We start from the raw sequence: 17,619 nt of genomic DNA, 5'->3' as shown, positions 1-17,619 counted from the left end.
GAGCCCGCCATGTCCAAGCATTTCACTCGCGAATTCGTTGCCGAACAAGCCGCCATCGTTGCGGCGCCCAAGACCATGCCCGAGACCGACCGCAGTTTCGAACTGCCCAAGGGTCTCTATATCGCGACGGTGGGCCTGTATCTGGGCTTTCTCGCAGTGATGGCTGCGGGTCTTTCGACGCCGGGGCTGATCATCCCGATGGTCATCTTCACGCTGTTTATCGTCGCCGGCTTCGGCCTGCCCGCGCTGTGGACACGGATCGGTCCCGAGCATCGCGGGCGCAACATGAGCTGGGCGAAGCTCGTAAGCCAGGGAATCGTCACGCATACGGGCCGCGTGAAGGCGGGGGACGCCGCGGTCCAGATGCTGATCCTGCCGGCGCTGATCTTCTGCTGGGGCATTGCCACGGTGACGATTGCCGCCTTCGTATAGGCACCTTTCCGGTGGGGGGACGCGGGGCCGGGCAACCGGCTCCGCGTTTTTCGTATGCGCGATCAGCGGATTCGTGCGCGCAGCCTGGCCAGCACGTCGTCTTCCTCGCGCACCAGCGCGATGACGGTCTCCCGCGCTGCTGCGATCGCGGCGCTGTCCTGCGCCTGGACGGTCGCAGCGGTATAGAGGATATCGAGATCGCCCAGCGCCGTCGCGGCAATGCTGCGCGCCGAATCGAGATCGGCGAGGGCTACTTGCGCCGTCGCCCAGCTATCGCTGCCGATCGCGCTGCCGGCGGCGGCGCCGACCCTGCGCTCGGCTGCCGGGACGGCACCGGTGAACTCGGCATGCGCCCCGCGCGCCTGCTCGACCAGTGCAGCAAGCCGCTCATCAAGGCTGCCGGACATCGTTACCGGAACTTGTGGAACCTCCAGCAGTCGCCCCGGGACGGCCTCGAACGTGCCTTCGGCGCGCTCCACATCGCGTGTCGCCAGCGAAGGGTAGCGTTCGGACGCGGTGCCCGCGCAGCCGGCCAGCAGGAATATGGCGAGGGGGAGGGCGAAAAGCTTGCGATCGATCATCCTGTCTTCCATATCACGCAGGCCGCAGCGCACCAGCGGGGATGCAAAATTCCTCGCGGCGAGCGTTGACTTGCGGCAACCTATCGCTTAACGGCACGCTTCTTTCCGGGGCTGCTTCATGTAGCCTGACGGGCGCGCCGTGCATCGCAAGATCACGGCACAGCAATTTGAACGAGAGATAACCACCATGTTCGCAGTAGTGCGCACGGGCGGCAAGCAGTACCGGGTTGCCGCCGGAGACAAGATCGCGGTTGAGAAGCTGGCTGGCGAAGCCGGCGATACCATCACGCTGGGCGACGTCCTGCTCGCAGGCGAAGGCAATTCGCTTTCGGATGCCGGCAAGGTTACCGTTTCGGCGGAGATCATCGCACAGGCCAAGAGCGAAAAGGTGATCGTTTTTAAGAAGCGTCGCCGTCACAACTATCGCCGCAAGAACGGTCACCGCCAGCAGATGACGCTGCTGCGGATCACCGACGTCGGTGCCGGTTCGGCCAAGAAGGCCGCGCCGAAGAAGGAAGCCGCTCCCAAGGCCGATGCCGCGGAAGACAAGGCTCCTGCCAAGAAGGCTGCGCCCAAGAAGGCCGCTGCCAAGACGACTGAAGCCAAGAAGTAAGGAGCGCGGACGATGGCACATAAAAAAGCAGGCGGTTCGTCGCGTAACGGTCGTGATTCGGCCGGTCGTCGCCTTGGTGTGAAGAAGTTCGGCAGCGAGAACGTCATCGCCGGCAACATTATCGTGCGTCAGCGCGGCACCAAGTACTATCCGGGCAGCAATGTCGGCATGGGCAAGGATCACACCCTGTTCGCGCTTACCGACGGCAAGGTCCGCTTCCACAAGGGCAAGCTCGACCGCCAGTTCGTCTCGGTCGACATGATGGCCGAAGCCGCCGAGTAAACCGGACGCTCCGATAACGGGATCGTCCAAACGGGACGGTCCCAGCCGGGTCCACGATCCGGCAACCGAAGAGGGAGATGGGGCCGACCCGTCTCCCTCTTGTCGTTTCTCCTTCTTCAATTCCGCGGCGAAATTTTCTTTCGCCATCACGCAATTGTCACGCGTCCGGCCTAGGAGCCCGGAGCGTGGACCGAAGGGGAGATTACCTATGTTCCATGTGACCGAACGGCTGCTGTTGCGGCCGGCATGGCCCGAAGATGCCGAAGCGCTGCTGGGCGGAATCGCCGATGAAGCGATCGTCCGCAATCTTGCCAGCGCGCCGTGGCCCTATCTCCCCAAACACGCCCGCGAATTCGTCATGCGCCAGCACGACCCGCGCTATCCGGTCTTCCTCGTTACCCTGCCCACGGGCAGCGGCTCCGAAGTTATCGGCTGCATCGGCATCGATCCCTGCGACAGCGCCGATGCCGAGATCGGCTACTGGATCGCACGGCCCCATTGGGGCCAGGGCTACGCCAGCGAAGCGGGCCGCGGCGCGCTCGAAGTGGCGCGCCTTCTCGGCCACCAGCGGATCGAGGCGGGGCATTTCGTCGACAATCCGGCATCGGGCCGCGTGCTGCGCAAGATCGGCTTCCTGCCCACCGGCCGGGTCGCGCCCCGAGCGAGCCGTGCACGGGGCGGCGAAGCACCCTGCAAGCTCTTCAGCCTCGACCTGCGCGCCGATGCCCGCGCGCGGCCGCAGGCCGCCTGAAGCCAGGCAAGAGAAAGGCCCCGCAGGCGCTGTACCTGCGGGGCCTTTCTTCGTTCAGCTACGAAGCCTTACTCAGCGGGCATCAGCGCGTCGCTGAAATCGCCTTCGTACAGCTTGATCAACTCGCGGTCGTCGTGATCCCACGGGTGGAAGCCCGGCTTGAAATAGGCCAGCCACGCGGGGAAGATCCGGCGCACGATGCCCGGGCTGACGGTGAGATATTTGAACAGGCCCCACTTCGCCTTCCAGCCGGTAATGCCGTCCTGTTCGAGCAGAGCGAGCGCATCGGCCCAGCGGTTCTTGAAGAAGCGCGCGGTAACCGTGAGCATGACGAGGCTGCGCACGCGCCAGCGCTTGCCTGCGGTCCAGTCCTTCGTGGCGTGGTTCCAGGTGTCGAAAGCGACGCCCTTGTGCTCGATCTCCTCGGCCGCATGCCAGCGCCACATATCGCGCACTTCCTTGTCAGCGGCGGCGAAATGCTTCGGATTGGCGAGGAATTCGGCTGCCATCATCGCGGTGTAATGCTCGAGCGCCATGGTCACTGCCAAGTTCGCGATAGCCGGGCGCCCCTTGGTCAGCGCGAGCAGTTCCGCCACCCGCGCGTCGATCGTCTTGATGTCGTAGCCCGCGTCCTCGGCCAGCCGATTGAAGGCGATATGTTCGCGGGTGTGGTTAATCTCCTGCTTCACGAACGCGCGGATCTCGCTCTCGAGCTTGGGATTGGCGCCTTCGCGATGCGCCTTGACCGCCTCGATGAAGAAGGCTTCGCCGCGAGGGAAGGTGGCCGACAGGGCATTGTGCCAGGCAGTGCCGAACGGTTCGCCCGCCCACCAGCGCCGCGGGCTGGTGCCGCGATTGAAGCGCTCGTCGCGCACGGTGATGGTCAGATCGGCCGGGGTCGGCGCGGCGTCACGCAAGTCGGTATCGATCATAACGGGGGCGTTCATCAAAAGCTCCTCGGGATTAACTGACATTGATGTAAGTAAGGCCTACTTACATTGCTGTCAATAAATTGGCGTCACGCCTTTCGCGGCCCTGCGCAATGGGTTACCGCACCGGTCAATGGCCACGCGCAAACGACTATCGCCCGAGGAATCGCGACTTGCAGCGCTCGAGGCGGCACGCGTGCTGTTGATCGAAGCGGGGCCGCAATCGGTGACGTTGAAGGCGGTGGGCGCGCGCATCGGCCGCACCCATGCCAATCTGCTGCACCATTTCGGATCGGCGGCGGGTCTGCAGAAGGCGCTGGCCGGCCATCTTGCCAAGACGGTGTGCGACACGATCATCGAGGCGGTCCGGGCAAGCCGCGCGGGTCTCGGATCGCCGCGCGAGGTGGTCGACCTGGCGTTCGACGCATTCGACAAGGAAGGCGCTGGCGCACTCGCCAGCTGGATGATCCTGACCGGCAACGAGGACGCGCTGACCCCGATCGTCGAGACCATCCATCAGCTGGTCGATGAAATCGCGCCCGAGGAAGCCGCGCATGGCGCTGCCCCGACGCAGGTGCATGAAGAGACATTGGCGCTGGTGCTGATGGCCATGGGCGATGCGCTGATCGGCACCGCGCTGTCACGCTCGCTCGGGCTTCCCGAAACAGCCGCGCGCGACCGGGCCGAGCGCATGCTCACCCGGTCGATGGATATCACTCTGCCGCAGGGCTGAGCGCGTCGCGCATCCATTCCGGCGCGCTGTCCGCGTCGATTGCATCCACCCGCAGATGGTCCACCGCCAGGCCGAGATCGGGGTAATCCGCCTTGCGTCGCTTGTCGTCGGAACGCTCGAGCGGGACCACCACCAGCCGCCGGTTGACCTTGCTGCGCCAGTTCATCCGGGCGGTGTTCTCCTGCCCGATATAGCAGCCCTTGCCGAAGCTGACGCCGTGCAGTTCGGCGGCGTTGGTTTCCAGCCACAGGATGTCGCCCAGTTCGGCCCGGCCTTCGGGCACGCCCAGCGCGAGGCGGTGCGCCCGCCAGTCGGCGTCCGCTGCTTCATCGCTGTCGGCAACTGGCGCCAGCCAGCGCTGGCCGAGCGCGGCCAGTCGCGGGTCGGCAGCACCGCCATCGCCCATCTCAGCCTGCCAGTGCACGGCCACGCCTGCATCGACCGCGATCGCGATTTTGCGGCGCAGGCGGTAGAGCGACAGCCGCTTGGCCAGATCCTCGGCCGCATCGGCTTCGCAATCGATCAGCACTTCCCCGGCGGCGCCGGGCCATACGAGGAAATCGAACAGCGTCTTGCCCTGCGGCGTCAGCAGGCCGGCATAGGCGGGCAGGGTTCCCGTGACATCATTCGTCACCAGCCCCTGCAGGAAGGCAATGACGTCTTCGTCGGGGTCTTCGCTGGTGAGGCGGACGATGGCTCGGTCGAACAGGCGGGTGGCAGTCATGGGTGACAGATAGGCCGCCCGACGCCATAGGCAACCACATGGTCGAATCGCTGACAATCCGCCGCCCCGACGACTGGCATCTGCATTTCCGCGATGGTGACACGATGCGCGCCGTGGTCCCGCAGACCGCGCGCCAGTTCGCCCGCGCCATCGTGATGCCCAATCTTGCGCCGCCGGTGACCACCACCGCGCTCGCCGCGGCCTATCGCGACCGCATCCTAGCCGCAGTGCCCGCGGGCCTGGATTTCACTCCGCTGATGACCGCTTACCTGACCGACGAGAGCGACGCGGACGATCTCGCCGCAGGCCATGCCGACGGCGTGCTGACCGCGGCCAAGCTCTATCCCGCCGGTGCCACCACCAATTCCGCGCACGGCGTTACCGACGTCGCCAACATCATGGGCGTGCTCGAACGCATGGCCGATATCGGCATGCCGCTGTGCGTCCATGGCGAAGTGACCACGCCCGATATCGACATCTTCGACCGCGAGGCGGTGTTCATCGACCGCGTGCTGCAGCCGCTGGTCGATCGGCTGCCTACGCTGCGCGTGATCTTCGAGCATATCACCACCATGCAGGCGGTCGGCTTCGTGGAAAGCGCGGGTCCCAATATTGCGGCGACCATCACCCCCCAGCACCTGCAGATCAACCGCAACGACATCCTCGTCGGCGGTATTCGTCCGCATCTCTATTGCCTCCCGGTAGCCAAGCGCGAACAGCACCGGCTGGCGCTGCGCGGCGCGGCGACCAGCGGATCGGCCAAGTATTTCCTCGGCACCGACAGTGCGCCGCACCACCGGCATACCAAGGAAACCGCCTGCGGCTGCGCTGGCATCTTCAACGCGCCCTTTGCGCTGGAAAGCTATGTCCAGGTGTTCGAGGACGAGGGCGCGCTCGACCATTTCGAAGCCTTCGCCAGCCTCAACGGCCCCGCTTTCTACGGCCTTGCACCGAACGAAGAACGGATCACGCTGGAAAAGGCGCCGGTGGAAGTGCCGGGGGAAGTCGATGGCGGCGAGGCGCGGATCGTGCCCTTCCACGCGGGCGAGACGCTCAGCTGGCGGCTGGCTTCCTAGTCCGCGCGACGAGGTCCCACACGAAAATCGCTGCGGCCGCCCAGATGCAGGCAAAGCAGGCGGCCTGGACGGGCTTCAACTCTTCGCCGAACACGGTCAGTCCCAGGACGAAGACGATGCTGGGAGCGAGGAACTGGATGAAGCCGAGCATCGAATAGGGTAGCTTGCGCGCGGCAATCGCGAACAGCAGCAGGGGGAAGGCGGTCACCACGCCGCCGGCCATGATCGCCAGGCTGAGTTCGGTCGAAACGGCGAAGGACGATCCCTGCGTCTGCGCGTAGTACCATGCGATCGCGAGCGATGGCAGCAACAGCAGCGCCAATTCGATCGTCAGCCCGGGGACCGAACCGACATCGAGCTGTTTGCGGATGAGCCCGTAGGAACCGAAGCTCAGCGCCAGCGTCAGGCTAATCCACAGCGTGGTGAGCGCGCCCGCGGCCAGCAGCGAGACACCGATCCCGGCAAGACCCACCGCGGCCCATTGCGGACGCGAGAGCTTCTCACCGAGCAAGACGGTGCCCAGCAGCACGTTGACCAGCGGGTTGATGTAATAGCCGAGGCTGGCGGCATAGACCTGCCCGTTCTGGATCGCCCAGACATAGACCACCCAGTTCACTGCGATCAGCGTCGCGCTCAGCGCCAGCAGGGCGAGAGTCCGGCGATTGGCCAGCGCGGCGCGCAGGTCGGGGCCCTGACGGCGGGCGAGCACAATCAGCAGGCACAGCGGCAGGGTCCAGATGATTCGCCAGCCGACGAATTCGAACGCCGGGACGCTGCGGACAAGGATCAGGTAGAGTGGCAGGAAGCCCCAGATGACATAGGCGCTGAACGCCGCGGCAAGGCCCGTGCGGTCGGTCTGGGGTGGGGCGCTCGCGTTCATTTTCGCGCGCTAGGCCCCCGCGAACACGCCCGCAAGCGGCAATTCGTCGACGCGGAAGCGTCGGCCTGCCGGATTTTTCGAAAGCTGACGGCATGGTTGCATACGGTTCAGGTTTGGCGGCCTAAAGCTTAACGGCATCGCAGGGCCTCCCCTCCTGCCTCTGCGCTCAGAAAGGAATAAACCATGCTCAAGTCTTTCCGGAATGCTTCGATGGCCATCGCCGCGGCAGGCCTCGCCTTCGCCATGCCGGCCAGTGCGGCGCCGGCGATGCACACCAACAGCGGCGCGCACGCAGCGGTTACCGGAGACTTGACCTTCGATCACAAGCGCCAGCGCGGGCATCGGCACGACCGGGATCGCGATTACCGCGATTACCGTGATTACCGGGGCGGGGGTGACTATCGCGGCGGCCAGTCGCGTCCCTATTACATGGGTTACGATCGCGGCTACGGCCAGCCGGTCCGCGCCAACACCCGCGTCTGGCGCGGAAACGACGGGCGGTATTACTGCAAGCGCGACAATGGCACCACCGGCCTGCTGGTCGGCGCGGGCGTCGGCGCACTGCTGGGGCACGAAGTCGCAGGCCAGGGCGGCGATCGCACGCTTGGCGCCATCCTCGGCGGGGCGGCGGGCGCACTGCTTGGCCGGTCGATCGACCGTTCGCAGACCCGCTGCGGCTGATGTGAATTTGCGTTTCGGCCGTGCCCACCCACGGCCGGACAGCGCGGCTCGCCACCGGGCCGTGCGGGCGTCGTCTGTCCTTCCCTTGCGGGGAGGCGGGCGGCGCCCTTTAGCTTTTCAAGCCGGCATGTCCCGCTATGGTGCAGCGCCTCCGGACGGCTGGCAAAGCGCGGCAATTGCAGCGTAGGACAGTCGCGTTCCCAAGTTGAGGTCTATCGATGAACCGTCGCCTGCTCGTCTCTCTCGTTCCTGTTGCCCTTTTGGCTAGTTGTGGTGACACGAACGAGGATGAGGCGGCAGGCGACGCCATGGACCCGGCGAGCGAACAGGCGCTGAACGACGAGCTGTCGTCCGATCCCGATCTGGCCGGACGGAACGAAGCCAATGCCGCGCTGTCGGGCACCGGCAATGCCGCGATCCCCAATATCGACAAGTCGCCCCGCGCGATCGAGGCTGCGCGCAGCCGCGCCGCCGAACTGGTAGGCGGGCGCAGCGAACTGGTTTCGCCGCCGACCGCCAAGACGCTGGGCGACGACAATGCACCGAGCGCGGCGATGGTCGCCGCCGCCCGCGCCGCGGTTTCGCCGGGCGGCGAGAATTGCGGCGAGAAGGTCGATTACACCTCTGCCTGGGCGGCCAAGCTGCCCGCCGCTTTTCCCGTCTATCCGCGCGGCAACACGCAGGAAGCGGCCGGAACCGACGAAGGCCAGTGCGCGCTGCGCGTGGTGTCCTTCCTGACGCCGGTTGCGCTCGAGGAAGTGCTCGCCTTCTACTACACGCGCGCACGCGCCGCCGGCTACAATGCCGAACACACCAAGAGCGCGGGCGACAACATCCTCAGCGGGACCAAGGGGCGTTCGGCCTATGTGGTCTATGCGCGACGGCTGCCGCAGGGCGTGACCGAGATCGACCTCGTCACCACCGACTGACCGCAGCGCGGTCAGCTTTCCCGGATACCGACCCCGATGCTCGCACGGGGTTGCTCCATCTCGTTGCTGGCGACCGGATAGGCGCAATAGTCCGCCGCATAGAACGCCGCGGGCCGGTGGTTGCCCGACAGGCCGACGCCGCCGAACGGCGCGGATGAGGATGCCCCGTTGGTAGGGCGGTTCCAATTGACGATGCCGGCGCGGATCTCGGTCCAGAAATGCTCGAAATCGGCAGGCTTGCCCCCGATCAGCGAGGCTGAAAGGCCGTAGCGCGTATTGTTCGCTTCATAGATCGCCGCGTCGAAATCGGGCACGCGGATCACCTGCAGCAACGGGCCGAACAATTCGATGTCGGGCCGGTCGTGGATCTCGGTCGCGTCGAGGATCGCGGGCGACAGGAAGGGCAGCAATTCGTCGCGCCGCTTCATGTGCATGATCGGCGTGCCGCCCCGGCTCATCAGCGCGACGAAGCTTTCGGACAGCAGGTCGGCGGTGGAATTGTCGATCACGCAGCCCATGAAGGGCTGGGGTTCTGCAAAAGGCTCGTCGACGATGAGCTTCTCGGTCAGCGCCTTTACCGCGGGCACGATCTTGTCGAACATCGAATCGACCACGATCAGCCGGCGCGCTGCGGTGCAGCGCTGGCCGGCGGTGGTGAAGGCGGACTGGACGATCGTCGCCGCCGCATCCTCGATCTTGGGCGTATCGAGCATGACGATGGGGTTGTTGCCGCCCATTTCCAGCGCGACGATCTTGCCCGGATCGGCGGCCAGCTTGCGGTTGATCGCGATGCCCGCGCGTGCCGAACCGGTGAACAGCACGCCATCGACCATCCAGTGCTCGACCAGTGCCTGCCCGACCTCGGCCCCGCCGTGGATGCATTGCACCACGCCTTCGGGCACCTTGGCCTCGTGGAAGCAGCGGGTGAGGAATTCGCCCACTGCCGGGGTTTTCTCGCTCGGCTTGAAGATCACCACATTGCCTGCGATCAGCGCGGGCACGATGTGGCCGTTGGGCAGGTGGGCGGGGAAATTGTACGGCCCCAGCACGGCCATCACGCCATGCGGCTTGTGGCGCAGCGCGGCAGTGCCCTGCAGCGCGCTGTTGAGCTTTTTCTGCCCGGTGCGCTCGGCATAGGCGGTGATCGAGATCTCGACCTTGCCGATGACCGCTTCGACCTCGGTGCGCGCTTCCCACAGCGGCTTGCCGGTCTCGCGCGCGATCAGCTCGGCGAAGGCATCGCCGTGCTTGCGGACTTCATTGGCGAAGCGGCGCACGAATTCGATCCGGCGGCCCAGCGGTTCGCGCGACCATTGCCGCAGCGCCTTGCGCGCGCGCTCGATCGTCTCGTCGACATTGCCCGCCTGGCCGCGCCAGATTTCCTTGCCGGTCGCGGGTTCGGTTGAGACCAGTTCGGTCGTCATGGCGTATGCTTATCCTGTTCTGCGCCTCGGAATGTGCCCTAGGTGGGAGGTTGCGGGCGCTGCGTCAATTCAAGTTGCACTCTCGGCCGGGCGATGCCCTGCGGGTTGCGGGGGTGGGCCATGCGCGGCGCCCATTTCGCGCAGCGCGGCCACCTTGTCGGCCAGCGGTTGCCAGTCGTCGTTTTCGGCGATGGCGGCCCAGATGGTCTCGACTTCCTCGATCAGCATCGATTGCGGACCGCCGCCATTCCAATAGGGGTGCGCGCCAGCGACCGGCTCGTAGCCTGCGAACGCTTCGGCCAGCGATCCCTCTGCCCCGCGGCCCCCGCGGTGCGCGAAAAAGAACGCATCGGGCGCGGTACTGCTGTCGCTCAGCGCCTTTTCGCAGGCCGCGACGAGGCGGCCGTCGGCTTCGGGGCCGCGGCTGGCGACGCCCAGCCTCCAGCACCAGCGCCGCCCGATCGCTTCCATGTAGAGCGGGCCGAAGCGTTCCATCGCGGCAATCAGCGGCGGCGCATCGGCAAGCAGCCGCAAGGCCACCGCCAGCTGGCCGCAGTTCCAGTGCAGCGCCTCGGGCTGGCGGCCGAAGGCGTAGAGGCCCTGGTGGTCGAAATAGGCCGCAGTGAAACCCGGATCCCATCGCGGCAGGAAACGCCACGGGCCGTAGTCGAAGCTCTCGCCAGAGATGTTCATGTTGTCGGTGTTGAGCACGCCGTGGACAAAGCCCGCGACCATCCAGCTGGCGGCGAGATCTGCCAGCCGTTCGACCACCAGATGCATCAGCCGCACTGCGGGGTCCTCGCGCCCGGGGGCGTCTTCAGGCGGTGGCGGGCCGGGGAATTGCGCCAGGCAGTAGTCGACCAGCTGCGCCATGTGGGCGCGCTCTTCGAGGGCAAGCAACCGTTGGAAGGTGCCGATCCGGATGTGGCCGTGGCTCAGCCGCGTCATCACTGCCGAGCGGGTGGGGCTGGGTTCGTCGCCGCGGGTCAGCGCCTCGCCGGTCTCGACCACGCTGAAGGTTTTCGAAGTGTAGACCCCCAGCGCTTCGAGCATCTCGGTGGCAAGGATTTCGCGGACCGCGCCCTTCAGCGTCAACCGGCCATCGCCCCGGCGGCTCCACGGCGTCTGCCCCGAACCCTTGGTGCCCAGGTCGAGCAACCGGCCATCGGCATCACGCAGCTGCGCGTATAGGAAGCCGCGGCCGTCGCCGATCTCGGGGTTGTACACGCGGAACTGGTGGCCGTGATAACGCAGCGCCAGCGGCTGCGGCAAGTTGCCGGCCAGCGGTTTGAACCGGCCGAAATGGCGGAGCCACTCGGCGTCGGACAAGTCGTCCAGTCCCACGGTCGCGGCATACCGCTCGTTGCGGAAACGCAGTTCGGTCTTCGGGAAATCCGCCGGTTCGACTGCATCGCCGATCCAGTCGGCCAGCGTTTTGATCGGCGTGTCGGGGCGATAGCTCGCGGCTTGCGGTTCGGCGCGCATCCAGCGATAGTGGGCGGCATGTCGGCCCGATACAAGGGCACCAACGCCAAGCGACCAAGGTTTTCTCCGCCCCATATGGATAACAGCTACACCGACCGTCACTGGCAGAGCCCCGACGGCCTCACCCTCCGCTTCCGTGACTACGGCAGCGCTACCGGGCGTCCGCCGGTAATCTGCCTTCACGGGCTGACGCGCAATGCGCGCGATTTCGAGGACCTGGCCCCGCATATCGCGGCGCAGGGCTGGCGCGTGCTGGTGCCGACGATGCGCGGACGTGGCGACAGCGATTACGCCGAGGAACCCGCCAGCTACCAGATCCCGACATACACCGCCGACCTGCTGGCGCTGCTCGAGGCCGAGGCGATCGATCGTTTCGTATCGGTCGGCACCTCGATGGGCGGGCTCATCACGCTGGCGCTGGCAGCCCAGCAACCCGATCGGATCGCGGGCACGCTGCTGAACGATGTCGGGCCCGTTATCGAGACCGCGGGTCTCGATGCGATCAAGTCCTATATTGGGCAGGGCCGCAGCTTCCCCACCTGGATGCATGCCGCGCGCGCGCTCGAGGAAGTGCACGGGCCCGCCTTTCCGGGCTATGGCACGCAGGAATGGATCGCGATGGCCAAGCGCACGCTGACGCTGTGCAACAACGGCCGGATCGCATTCGATTACGACATGAAGATCGCCGAACCGATCCTCGCGGCGGACGATGCGGCGGTTCCGCCCGATCTCTGGCCGGCCTACGACCGGCTGGCGCAAAAGCCGCTCGCGCTGCTGCGCGGCGAATTGTCGCAATTGCTGTCGGCGCAGGCCTTCGCCGCCATGCAGCAGCGCGCCCCGCAGGCAATCGCGGCCACGGTGCCCGGGGTCGGCCACGCACCCACGCTCGACGAGCCCGAGGCGCGCGCCGTGGTGGATGCATTGCTGGCCCGCCTCGCATGAACCGGGCGCGCCGCGGCGTGGTGCCGCACATCCTCCATCTGCACTCGACCTTCGCCCCGGGCGGGAAGGAATTGCGCACCGTCCAGCTGATCAATGCCTTCGGTGGCAAGGCGCGGCACACGATCGTTTCCGCCGAACCTGCGCAGCTGGGCGCGGCCGCACGGATCGCGAAGGGATGCGATGTGCGCATCCAGCCGGAATTCCCCAGCCCGAAAGGCTGGCCCCTGCCGGGCCGCCTGCAGAAGATCGCCCGGGCGATGAAGGGCTATGATCTGGTCTGCACCTACAATTGGGGTGCGATGGATGCGGTGATGGCGCACACCTTGTTCAAGGATGTGCATGGTCTGCCGCCGCTGATCCATCACGAGGACGGCTTCGACGAAAGCGAGCTGAAGAAACTGAAAACCAGCCGCACCTGGTTCCGCCGGATCGCGCTGGGGCGTGCATCGGGGCTCGTCGTTCCTTCCGAACGGCTCGAGGAAATCGCGCTGGTCGACTGGCAGCAACCGCTGGGCCGGGTGAAACGCATTCCCAATGGCATCGACACCAAGGGGTTCGCCATGCGTCCGAAGAAGGATGCACTGCGGCTGATCAAGCATCCGGGCGAACACTGGGTCGGCACGCTGGCGGGACTGCGAACGGTCAAGAACCTGCCGCGGCTGGTGCGGGTGTTCAACGATCTGCCCGAAAACTGGCAATTGGTGATTCTGGGCGAGGGCGAGGCGCGCGATGCGATCCTGGCCGAAGCCGATCGGTTGAAGATCAACCACCGGGTCCATGTGCCCGGGCCGGTAAGCGATCCGGCGCGGGTCATCGGCCTGTTCGACATCTTCGCGCTGTCGAGTGATTCCGAGCAATTCCCGCTGTCGGTGGTCGAGGCGATGGCCGCGGGCCTGCCGGTGGTCGCGCCTGCAGTGGGCGACATTGCCGACATGGTGTCCGAGGCGAATGCGGAATTCATCGCGCCGCCAGGCAATGAAGAGGAATTGCGCATGGCGCTGGTCCAGCTGGCGGTGTCGAAGGACCTGCGCCGCGAGGTCGGTGAAGCCAACCGCGCCAAGGCAGTGGCGCAGTTCGACGAAGCCAAGATGGTCGCGACCTATCGCCGCCTCTATTCGAGCGCGATGGGCCTTGAGCTCTAGGCGCTTTAAGCCGCCGTTCACGCGGGCGGGGACAGGCAGTCCCGACCATTGCCCTTGTCCGCGCCTGTCCGTAAAGAGCCGCGCAAACCGACCCCTTTCCAGATGGAGCCCGCCGCTGTGGCCCTGACACCCAAGAACGAACTGTCCCGCGAAGAAAAGCGCGCCAAGCAGGAAAGCGCACAGCAGGAAGCGCTGCTGCGCGAAGTCGACGACGCCGTGCGCCAGAGCGACGCCCAAGCGTTCCTCGACCGGTGGGGCAAGCCCCTGCTGGGCCTGATCATCCTCGCGCTGGTGGCGTTCGCCGGATATCTCTACTGGGACAGCCGCCAGGAAGCCGCGATGGAACGCGATTCCGAAACGCTGGTCGGCGCGCTCGACCAGATCCAGGCGGGCAATCTCGACAGCGGTTATGACCGCCTCGAGGAACTCGCCGCGGGCGAAGGCAGCGGCGCGGCGGTTGCAGCCAAGCTGATGCGTGCAGGCATTGCCGAACAGCGCGGCGATACCGACGAGGCCTCGGCGCTATTCAAGCAGATCGCCGCCGACGACGGTGCGGCGCCCGCCATGCGCGACCTTGCGCGGTTGCGCGATGTGGCGCTCAATTACGACGCGATGGACAGCGCCGACATCGTCGCTGCGCTCAAGCCGCTGGCGACCCCCGGCAAGCCGTATTTCGCCAGCGCTGGCGAGCTGGTCGCACATGCCTATCTCGATCAGGACAAGCGCGCCGAAGCCGGTGCCCTGTTCGCGCAGATCGCCAAGGATCAGACCGCGCCCGAAAGCGTGCGGTCGCGCGCCCGCCAGATGGCCGGCGTGCTCGGTGTCGATGCGATCGAGGACGTCGAAGCGCTGCTCGCAGAGCAAGGGGTCGAACGCGAAAGTGCCGCAGGCGAAGACGCCGCGGTCGCAACCGAATAAGGCAGGCTGCGGCCCGCCACCAGATACGGAACGAGGACACAGATGAACCGCACAATCCTATCGCGTACGGCATGCGCCGCTGCCCTGGCACTCGCGCTGGGTGCTTGCAGCGGCGGCCTGTTCGGCGGCGGCGACAAGAAGGTCACCCCCACGCTGGGCGATCGCCAGCCGATCTTGTCGCGGATCGAGACCGGCGCCAAGGTCGACCCGGCGCTGGCCACCGTGTCGATCGTCCTGCCCCCGGCGCAGGTCAATGACAGCTGGGCGCAGGCGGGCGGCAATGCGGGCAAGTCCTATGGCCATCTGGCCCTGGCGAGCGACCCGTCGCGTGCCTTTACCGTCGATATCGAAGGCGCCAGCCAGCGCCGCCGTTTCGGCGCGGCACCGGTCGTTGGCGGCGGCATGCTGTTCGCGGTCGGCAGCGACGGCGTGGTGTCGGCCTTCGACGCGGCGACCGGCGCGGCGCGCTGGAGCTACAACCCTGGCGTCGAGAGTGCGCTGAGAGATTCTGCTTTCGGCGGCGGCGTCAGCTATGCCGATGGCAAGGTCTACATGACCGACGGCGTGGGCGATGTGGCCGCGCTCGATGCGGCTAGCGGATCGGTGGTGTGGAAGGTGCGCCCCTCGGGCCCGCTGCGCGGATCGCCCACGGTGGCGTTCGGCTCGGTCTTCGTGATGACGCAGGACGACCAGATCTTCGCGCTCGATGCCGCCGATGGATCGGTACTGTGGCAGGACACCGGTTCCTCGACGCAGGCCGGCGTGTTCGGCGTGGCTGCGCCTGCCGCCGCGCAGGGCACGGTGATCGCGGGCTACAGTTCGGGCGAACTGATCGCGCACCGGTACGAAAATGGCCGGACGCTGTGGGCCGATGCGCTCGCGCTGACCTCGATCTCGACGCAGGTCGGTTCGCTGACCGATATCGATGCCGATCCGATCATCGACAATGGCCGCGTTTACGCACTGGGGCAGGGCGGCCGCATGGCGGCCTACGAACTGGTGACCGGGCAGCGGATCTGGGAACTCAACCTCGCAGGCATTTCCACTCCGGCAATCGCGGGCGAGTGGATCTTCACGCTGACCGACGATGCGCGCCTGCTCGCCATCGCCCGTTCGACCGGCAAGGTACGCTGGCTGACCCAACTGCCGCGCTGGCGCGACGAGAAGGACAAGAAGGGCCCGATCTTCTGGTCGGGACCGGTGCTTGCCGGGAACAATCTGTGGGCCGTCAGCTCGGAAGGCGAAGTCTACCGCATCAGCAGTGCGGAAGGTTCGGCCAGCCTGTTCACCGACCTCGACGAGCCGGTTTCGCTGGCCCCGATCGTAGCGAACAACACGCTCTACATCCTCGACGACAGCGGAAGGATCACTGCGTTCCGCTGATCGTCGTGCTAGCATGACCCGCCTGTTAACCATTCCGGGCTAACGAGGGGAGGTCATGAGCGCGCCTGCAACAGCACCCGCCGCGCGGCCGAAGAGCGATGTCTCCGCGGCCGTGGGGCTTGTTGGCCTCGCCGGGCTGCTGGCCTGGGTCGCTTTCGCGCGCGCCTTTCCGGCGATCGCCGAAACCTTCGACTGGGCGGTCCCGCGCGATACGCTGGGCGGGCGCAGCTCGGCGCTGGTCGGCCTGCTGGCCGCAGCGCTGCCCATGGCGGCGTGGTCGATCTTCGTCGAAAAGGTGCATCTGCGCCCCTCGACGGGTCTCGACTGGTCGCTGCCCTCACGCCGCGAGCCCGACCGCGCGGTGACCTGGGTAAAGCTGGCCGGCCTGTGGGCGACCTGGGCAATCATCGCCGGCCTCTATTGCCTGTGCCGTTGGTACTGGGACGGGCAATATCTCTTCTCGATGCAGGTCCTGGCCTACGCGGCCATTCCGCTGGTCGTACTCTCGCTGCTCTATGTCCCGTGGCTCGACAGGGCGCTGGTCGAGCCGCGCGATCATGCCTGGCACTTTGGCGCCATGCTGTTGCTGCGTCCCGGCTGGGACGCGCGAGAAGTCCTCAGTCACTGGCGCGTATGGATCATCAAGGCCTTCTTCACGGCCTTCATGGTCTCGATCGTGCCCTTTGCCTTCCATACCATCGTGACGGCCGATTTCGCCGAAGTTGCCGCGCGTCCCGAACGCATCGCGCTGACCATTATCGAAGCGATGTTCATGATCGATGTCATGATCGGGACGGTGGGCTATATCGTCACCATGCGCCCGCTCGACGCGCATATCCGCTCGGGCAACCCGCTGCTGGCGGGCTGGGTGGCGGCGCTGATCTGCTATCCGCCGATCGTCTGGGGCATCCTCGGCAATGGCCGGGCGATCAATTACGAACAGAACACCGCAGGCTGGGTGCACTGGATGGCCGGGAACGACACGCTGCTGGCGCTATGGGGCGCCGTGCTGGTCGCGCTCACCGGGGTCTACGCATGGGCGACCTTCGCCTTCGGCCTGCGGTTTTCCAACCTCACCTATCGCGGGGTGCTGACCAATGGCCCGTATCGGTTCACCCGCCACCCGGCCTATGTGTCGAAGAACCTGTTCTGGTGGGCCGCGGTCCTGCCGTTCCTCGTGACCAGCGGCTCGCCGGTCGATGCAATCCGCAACAGCTTCTTCCTTGTGGTGGTCAACGCGATCTATTTCTGGCGCGCCAAGACCGAGGAAGCCCACCTGCTGGCCGAGGATCCCAAATACCGCGAATACCACGCATGGATGGCGCAGAACGGGCTGCTGACCGCGCCGCTGACGCGGATATGGAACCGGGTCAGGCCGCAGCCCGCAATCGCGCCGCAACCGGCGGAGTAATCAGCGCAGCGGCTGTCCCTCGTCGGTGTCGTAGATGCGCAGATCGCTGGCCTCGGGCGGGTTCGCCCCCATGAACTCCTGAAACGCTGCCATGTGGTCGGACTTGCCATGCGCATCGAGCGCCGCCTGGTCGCGCCAGCGTTCGAACAGGATCAGCGTGTCGGGATCGGCGAGGTCGCTGGCAAAGGCATAGTCGATGCAGCCGTCCTCGGCGCGGCTGGCGCGGACCATTTCGACGATCGCCTTGCGCGTGGCAGCATCGATCGAGCGTCCCAGCCTGATTGTACCGTTGATCTGGATCAT

20 protein-coding genes are annotated in these 17,619 nt (G+C 66.2%); 13 read left to right on the top strand and 7 right to left on the bottom strand.

Going from position 1 to position 17,619, the window contains the following annotated elements; translation table 11 throughout:
• Nucleotides 1–9: 9 nt before the first annotated feature.
• Nucleotides 10–432, top strand: a complete 423-nt coding sequence (locus SJY12_RS06365) for a hypothetical protein (protein ID WP_397506546.1) — start codon at nt 10–12, stop codon at nt 430–432.
• Between the two features lie 62 nt (nt 433–494).
• On the opposite strand, the gene SJY12_RS06360 is transcribed toward SJY12_RS06365, so the two are convergent.
• A complete protein-coding gene (locus SJY12_RS06360) occupies nt 495–1,025 on the bottom strand; it encodes a hypothetical protein (RefSeq protein ID WP_397506544.1) in 531 nt (176 codons plus the stop codon).
• 175 nt (nt 1,026–1,200) lie between these two features.
• Between SJY12_RS06360 and rplU the strand changes: the two genes are divergently transcribed.
• The 3 genes from rplU (at nt 1,201) to SJY12_RS06345 (ending at nt 2,659) form a co-directional block, all read left to right on the top strand.
• On the top strand, nt 1,201–1,626 hold the full coding sequence (rplU, locus tag SJY12_RS06355) for a 50S ribosomal protein L21 (RefSeq protein WP_397506542.1): 426 nt from the start codon (nt 1,201–1,203) through the stop codon (nt 1,624–1,626).
• 12 nt (nt 1,627–1,638) lie between these two features.
• Nucleotides 1,639–1,908 carry a 50S ribosomal protein L27 gene (rpmA, locus tag SJY12_RS06350; protein WP_050599321.1) on the top strand — a complete coding sequence of 90 codons (270 nt, stop codon included), beginning with the start codon at nt 1,639–1,641 and terminating at the stop codon, nt 1,906–1,908.
• A 208-nt stretch (nt 1,909–2,116) separates the two neighbouring features.
• Nucleotides 2,117–2,659, top strand: coding sequence for a GNAT family N-acetyltransferase (locus SJY12_RS06345; RefSeq protein ID WP_160767181.1), 543 nt, complete (start codon nt 2,117–2,119; stop codon nt 2,657–2,659).
• Nucleotides 2,660–2,727: 68 nt separating this feature from the next.
• On the opposite strand, the gene SJY12_RS06340 is transcribed toward SJY12_RS06345, so the two are convergent.
• Nucleotides 2,728–3,606: a metal-dependent hydrolase gene (locus SJY12_RS06340; protein ID WP_397506540.1), complete on the bottom strand. Its 879-nt coding sequence runs from the start codon at nt 3,604–3,606 to the stop codon at nt 2,728–2,730.
• Between the two features lie 115 nt (nt 3,607–3,721).
• On the opposite strand from SJY12_RS06340, the gene SJY12_RS06335 reads away from it, so the two are divergent.
• A complete protein-coding gene (locus SJY12_RS06335) occupies nt 3,722–4,321 on the top strand; it encodes a TetR/AcrR family transcriptional regulator (RefSeq protein WP_050599318.1) in 600 nt (199 codons plus the stop codon).
• On the opposite strand, the gene SJY12_RS06330 is transcribed toward SJY12_RS06335, so the two are convergent.
• A complete protein-coding gene (locus SJY12_RS06330) occupies nt 4,302–5,045 on the bottom strand; it encodes a YgfZ/GcvT domain-containing protein (RefSeq protein WP_397506539.1) in 744 nt (247 codons plus the stop codon). The two genes, SJY12_RS06335 and SJY12_RS06330, sit on opposite strands and share 20 nt — an antisense overlap.
• Before the next feature lie 38 nt (nt 5,046–5,083).
• Between SJY12_RS06330 and pyrC the strand changes: the two genes are divergently transcribed.
• A complete protein-coding gene (gene pyrC / locus SJY12_RS06325) occupies nt 5,084–6,121 on the top strand; it encodes a dihydroorotase (protein ID WP_397506537.1) in 1,038 nt (345 codons plus the stop codon).
• Here pyrC and rarD read toward each other — a convergent pair.
• Entirely contained in the window at nt 6,099–7,001 is a 903-nt protein-coding gene (gene rarD, locus SJY12_RS06320; RefSeq protein ID WP_397506535.1) for an EamA family transporter RarD, read from the bottom strand. The two genes, pyrC and rarD, sit on opposite strands and share 23 nt — an antisense overlap.
• Before the next feature lie 183 nt (nt 7,002–7,184).
• Between rarD and SJY12_RS06315 the strand changes: the two genes are divergently transcribed.
• Both SJY12_RS06315 and SJY12_RS06310 read left to right on the top strand, forming a co-directional pair.
• On the top strand, nt 7,185–7,682 hold the full coding sequence (locus SJY12_RS06315; RefSeq protein WP_063512572.1) for a glycine zipper 2TM domain-containing protein: 498 nt from the start codon (nt 7,185–7,187) through the stop codon (nt 7,680–7,682).
• Between the two features lie 218 nt (nt 7,683–7,900).
• A complete protein-coding gene (locus SJY12_RS06310) occupies nt 7,901–8,611 on the top strand; it encodes a hypothetical protein (RefSeq protein WP_063506557.1) in 711 nt (236 codons plus the stop codon).
• A gap of 11 nt (nt 8,612–8,622) precedes the next feature.
• Here the strand turns inward: SJY12_RS06310 and astD are convergent, their stop codons facing one another.
• On the bottom strand, nt 8,623–10,035 hold the full coding sequence (gene astD / locus SJY12_RS06305) for a succinylglutamate-semialdehyde dehydrogenase (protein WP_397506533.1): 1,413 nt from the start codon (nt 10,033–10,035) through the stop codon (nt 8,623–8,625).
• Between the two features lie 69 nt (nt 10,036–10,104).
• Nucleotides 10,105–11,520 (bottom strand): protein adenylyltransferase SelO family protein, encoded by a 1,416-nt coding sequence (locus SJY12_RS06300; protein ID WP_397506531.1) that lies wholly within the window; start codon nt 11,518–11,520, stop codon nt 10,105–10,107.
• Between the two features lie 75 nt (nt 11,521–11,595).
• Between SJY12_RS06300 and SJY12_RS06295 the strand changes: the two genes are divergently transcribed.
• From SJY12_RS06295 to SJY12_RS06275, 5 genes are all read left to right on the top strand, one after another.
• Nucleotides 11,596–12,462: an alpha/beta fold hydrolase gene (locus SJY12_RS06295; protein WP_050599311.1), complete on the top strand. Its 867-nt coding sequence runs from the start codon at nt 11,596–11,598 to the stop codon at nt 12,460–12,462.
• Complete coding sequence (locus SJY12_RS06290) at nt 12,459–13,604, top strand: glycosyltransferase family 4 protein (protein WP_397506528.1); 1,146 nt, start codon at nt 12,459–12,461, stop codon at nt 13,602–13,604. The genes SJY12_RS06295 and SJY12_RS06290 overlap by 4 nt, the downstream gene beginning before the upstream one ends.
• Before the next feature lie 117 nt (nt 13,605–13,721).
• On the top strand, nt 13,722–14,522 hold the full coding sequence (locus SJY12_RS06285) for a tetratricopeptide repeat protein (RefSeq protein WP_197462514.1): 801 nt from the start codon (nt 13,722–13,724) through the stop codon (nt 14,520–14,522).
• 42 nt (nt 14,523–14,564) lie between these two features.
• The gene (locus tag SJY12_RS06280; protein WP_050599308.1) at nt 14,565–15,905 is read left to right on the top strand and encodes a PQQ-binding-like beta-propeller repeat protein; all 1,341 of its coding nucleotides are present in this window, start codon (nt 14,565–14,567) and stop codon (nt 15,903–15,905) included.
• 55 nt (nt 15,906–15,960) lie between these two features.
• Nucleotides 15,961–17,316 (top strand): methyltransferase family protein, encoded by a 1,356-nt coding sequence (locus SJY12_RS06275; RefSeq protein ID WP_397506526.1) that lies wholly within the window; start codon nt 15,961–15,963, stop codon nt 17,314–17,316.
• Here SJY12_RS06275 and SJY12_RS06270 read toward each other — a convergent pair whose 3' ends face one another.
• Nucleotides 17,317–17,619 carry a putative quinol monooxygenase gene (locus tag SJY12_RS06270; protein ID WP_050599306.1) on the bottom strand — a complete coding sequence of 101 codons (303 nt, stop codon included), beginning with the start codon at nt 17,617–17,619 and terminating at the stop codon, nt 17,317–17,319.

This window comes from Qipengyuania sp. R86523 (genome assembly GCF_044596365.1).
Lineage (GTDB): Bacteria > Pseudomonadota > Alphaproteobacteria > Sphingomonadales > Sphingomonadaceae > Qipengyuania > Qipengyuania citrea.
The sequence above is the reverse complement of the archived record's forward strand: the minus strand, read 5'-3'. Positions and strand labels throughout refer to the sequence as shown.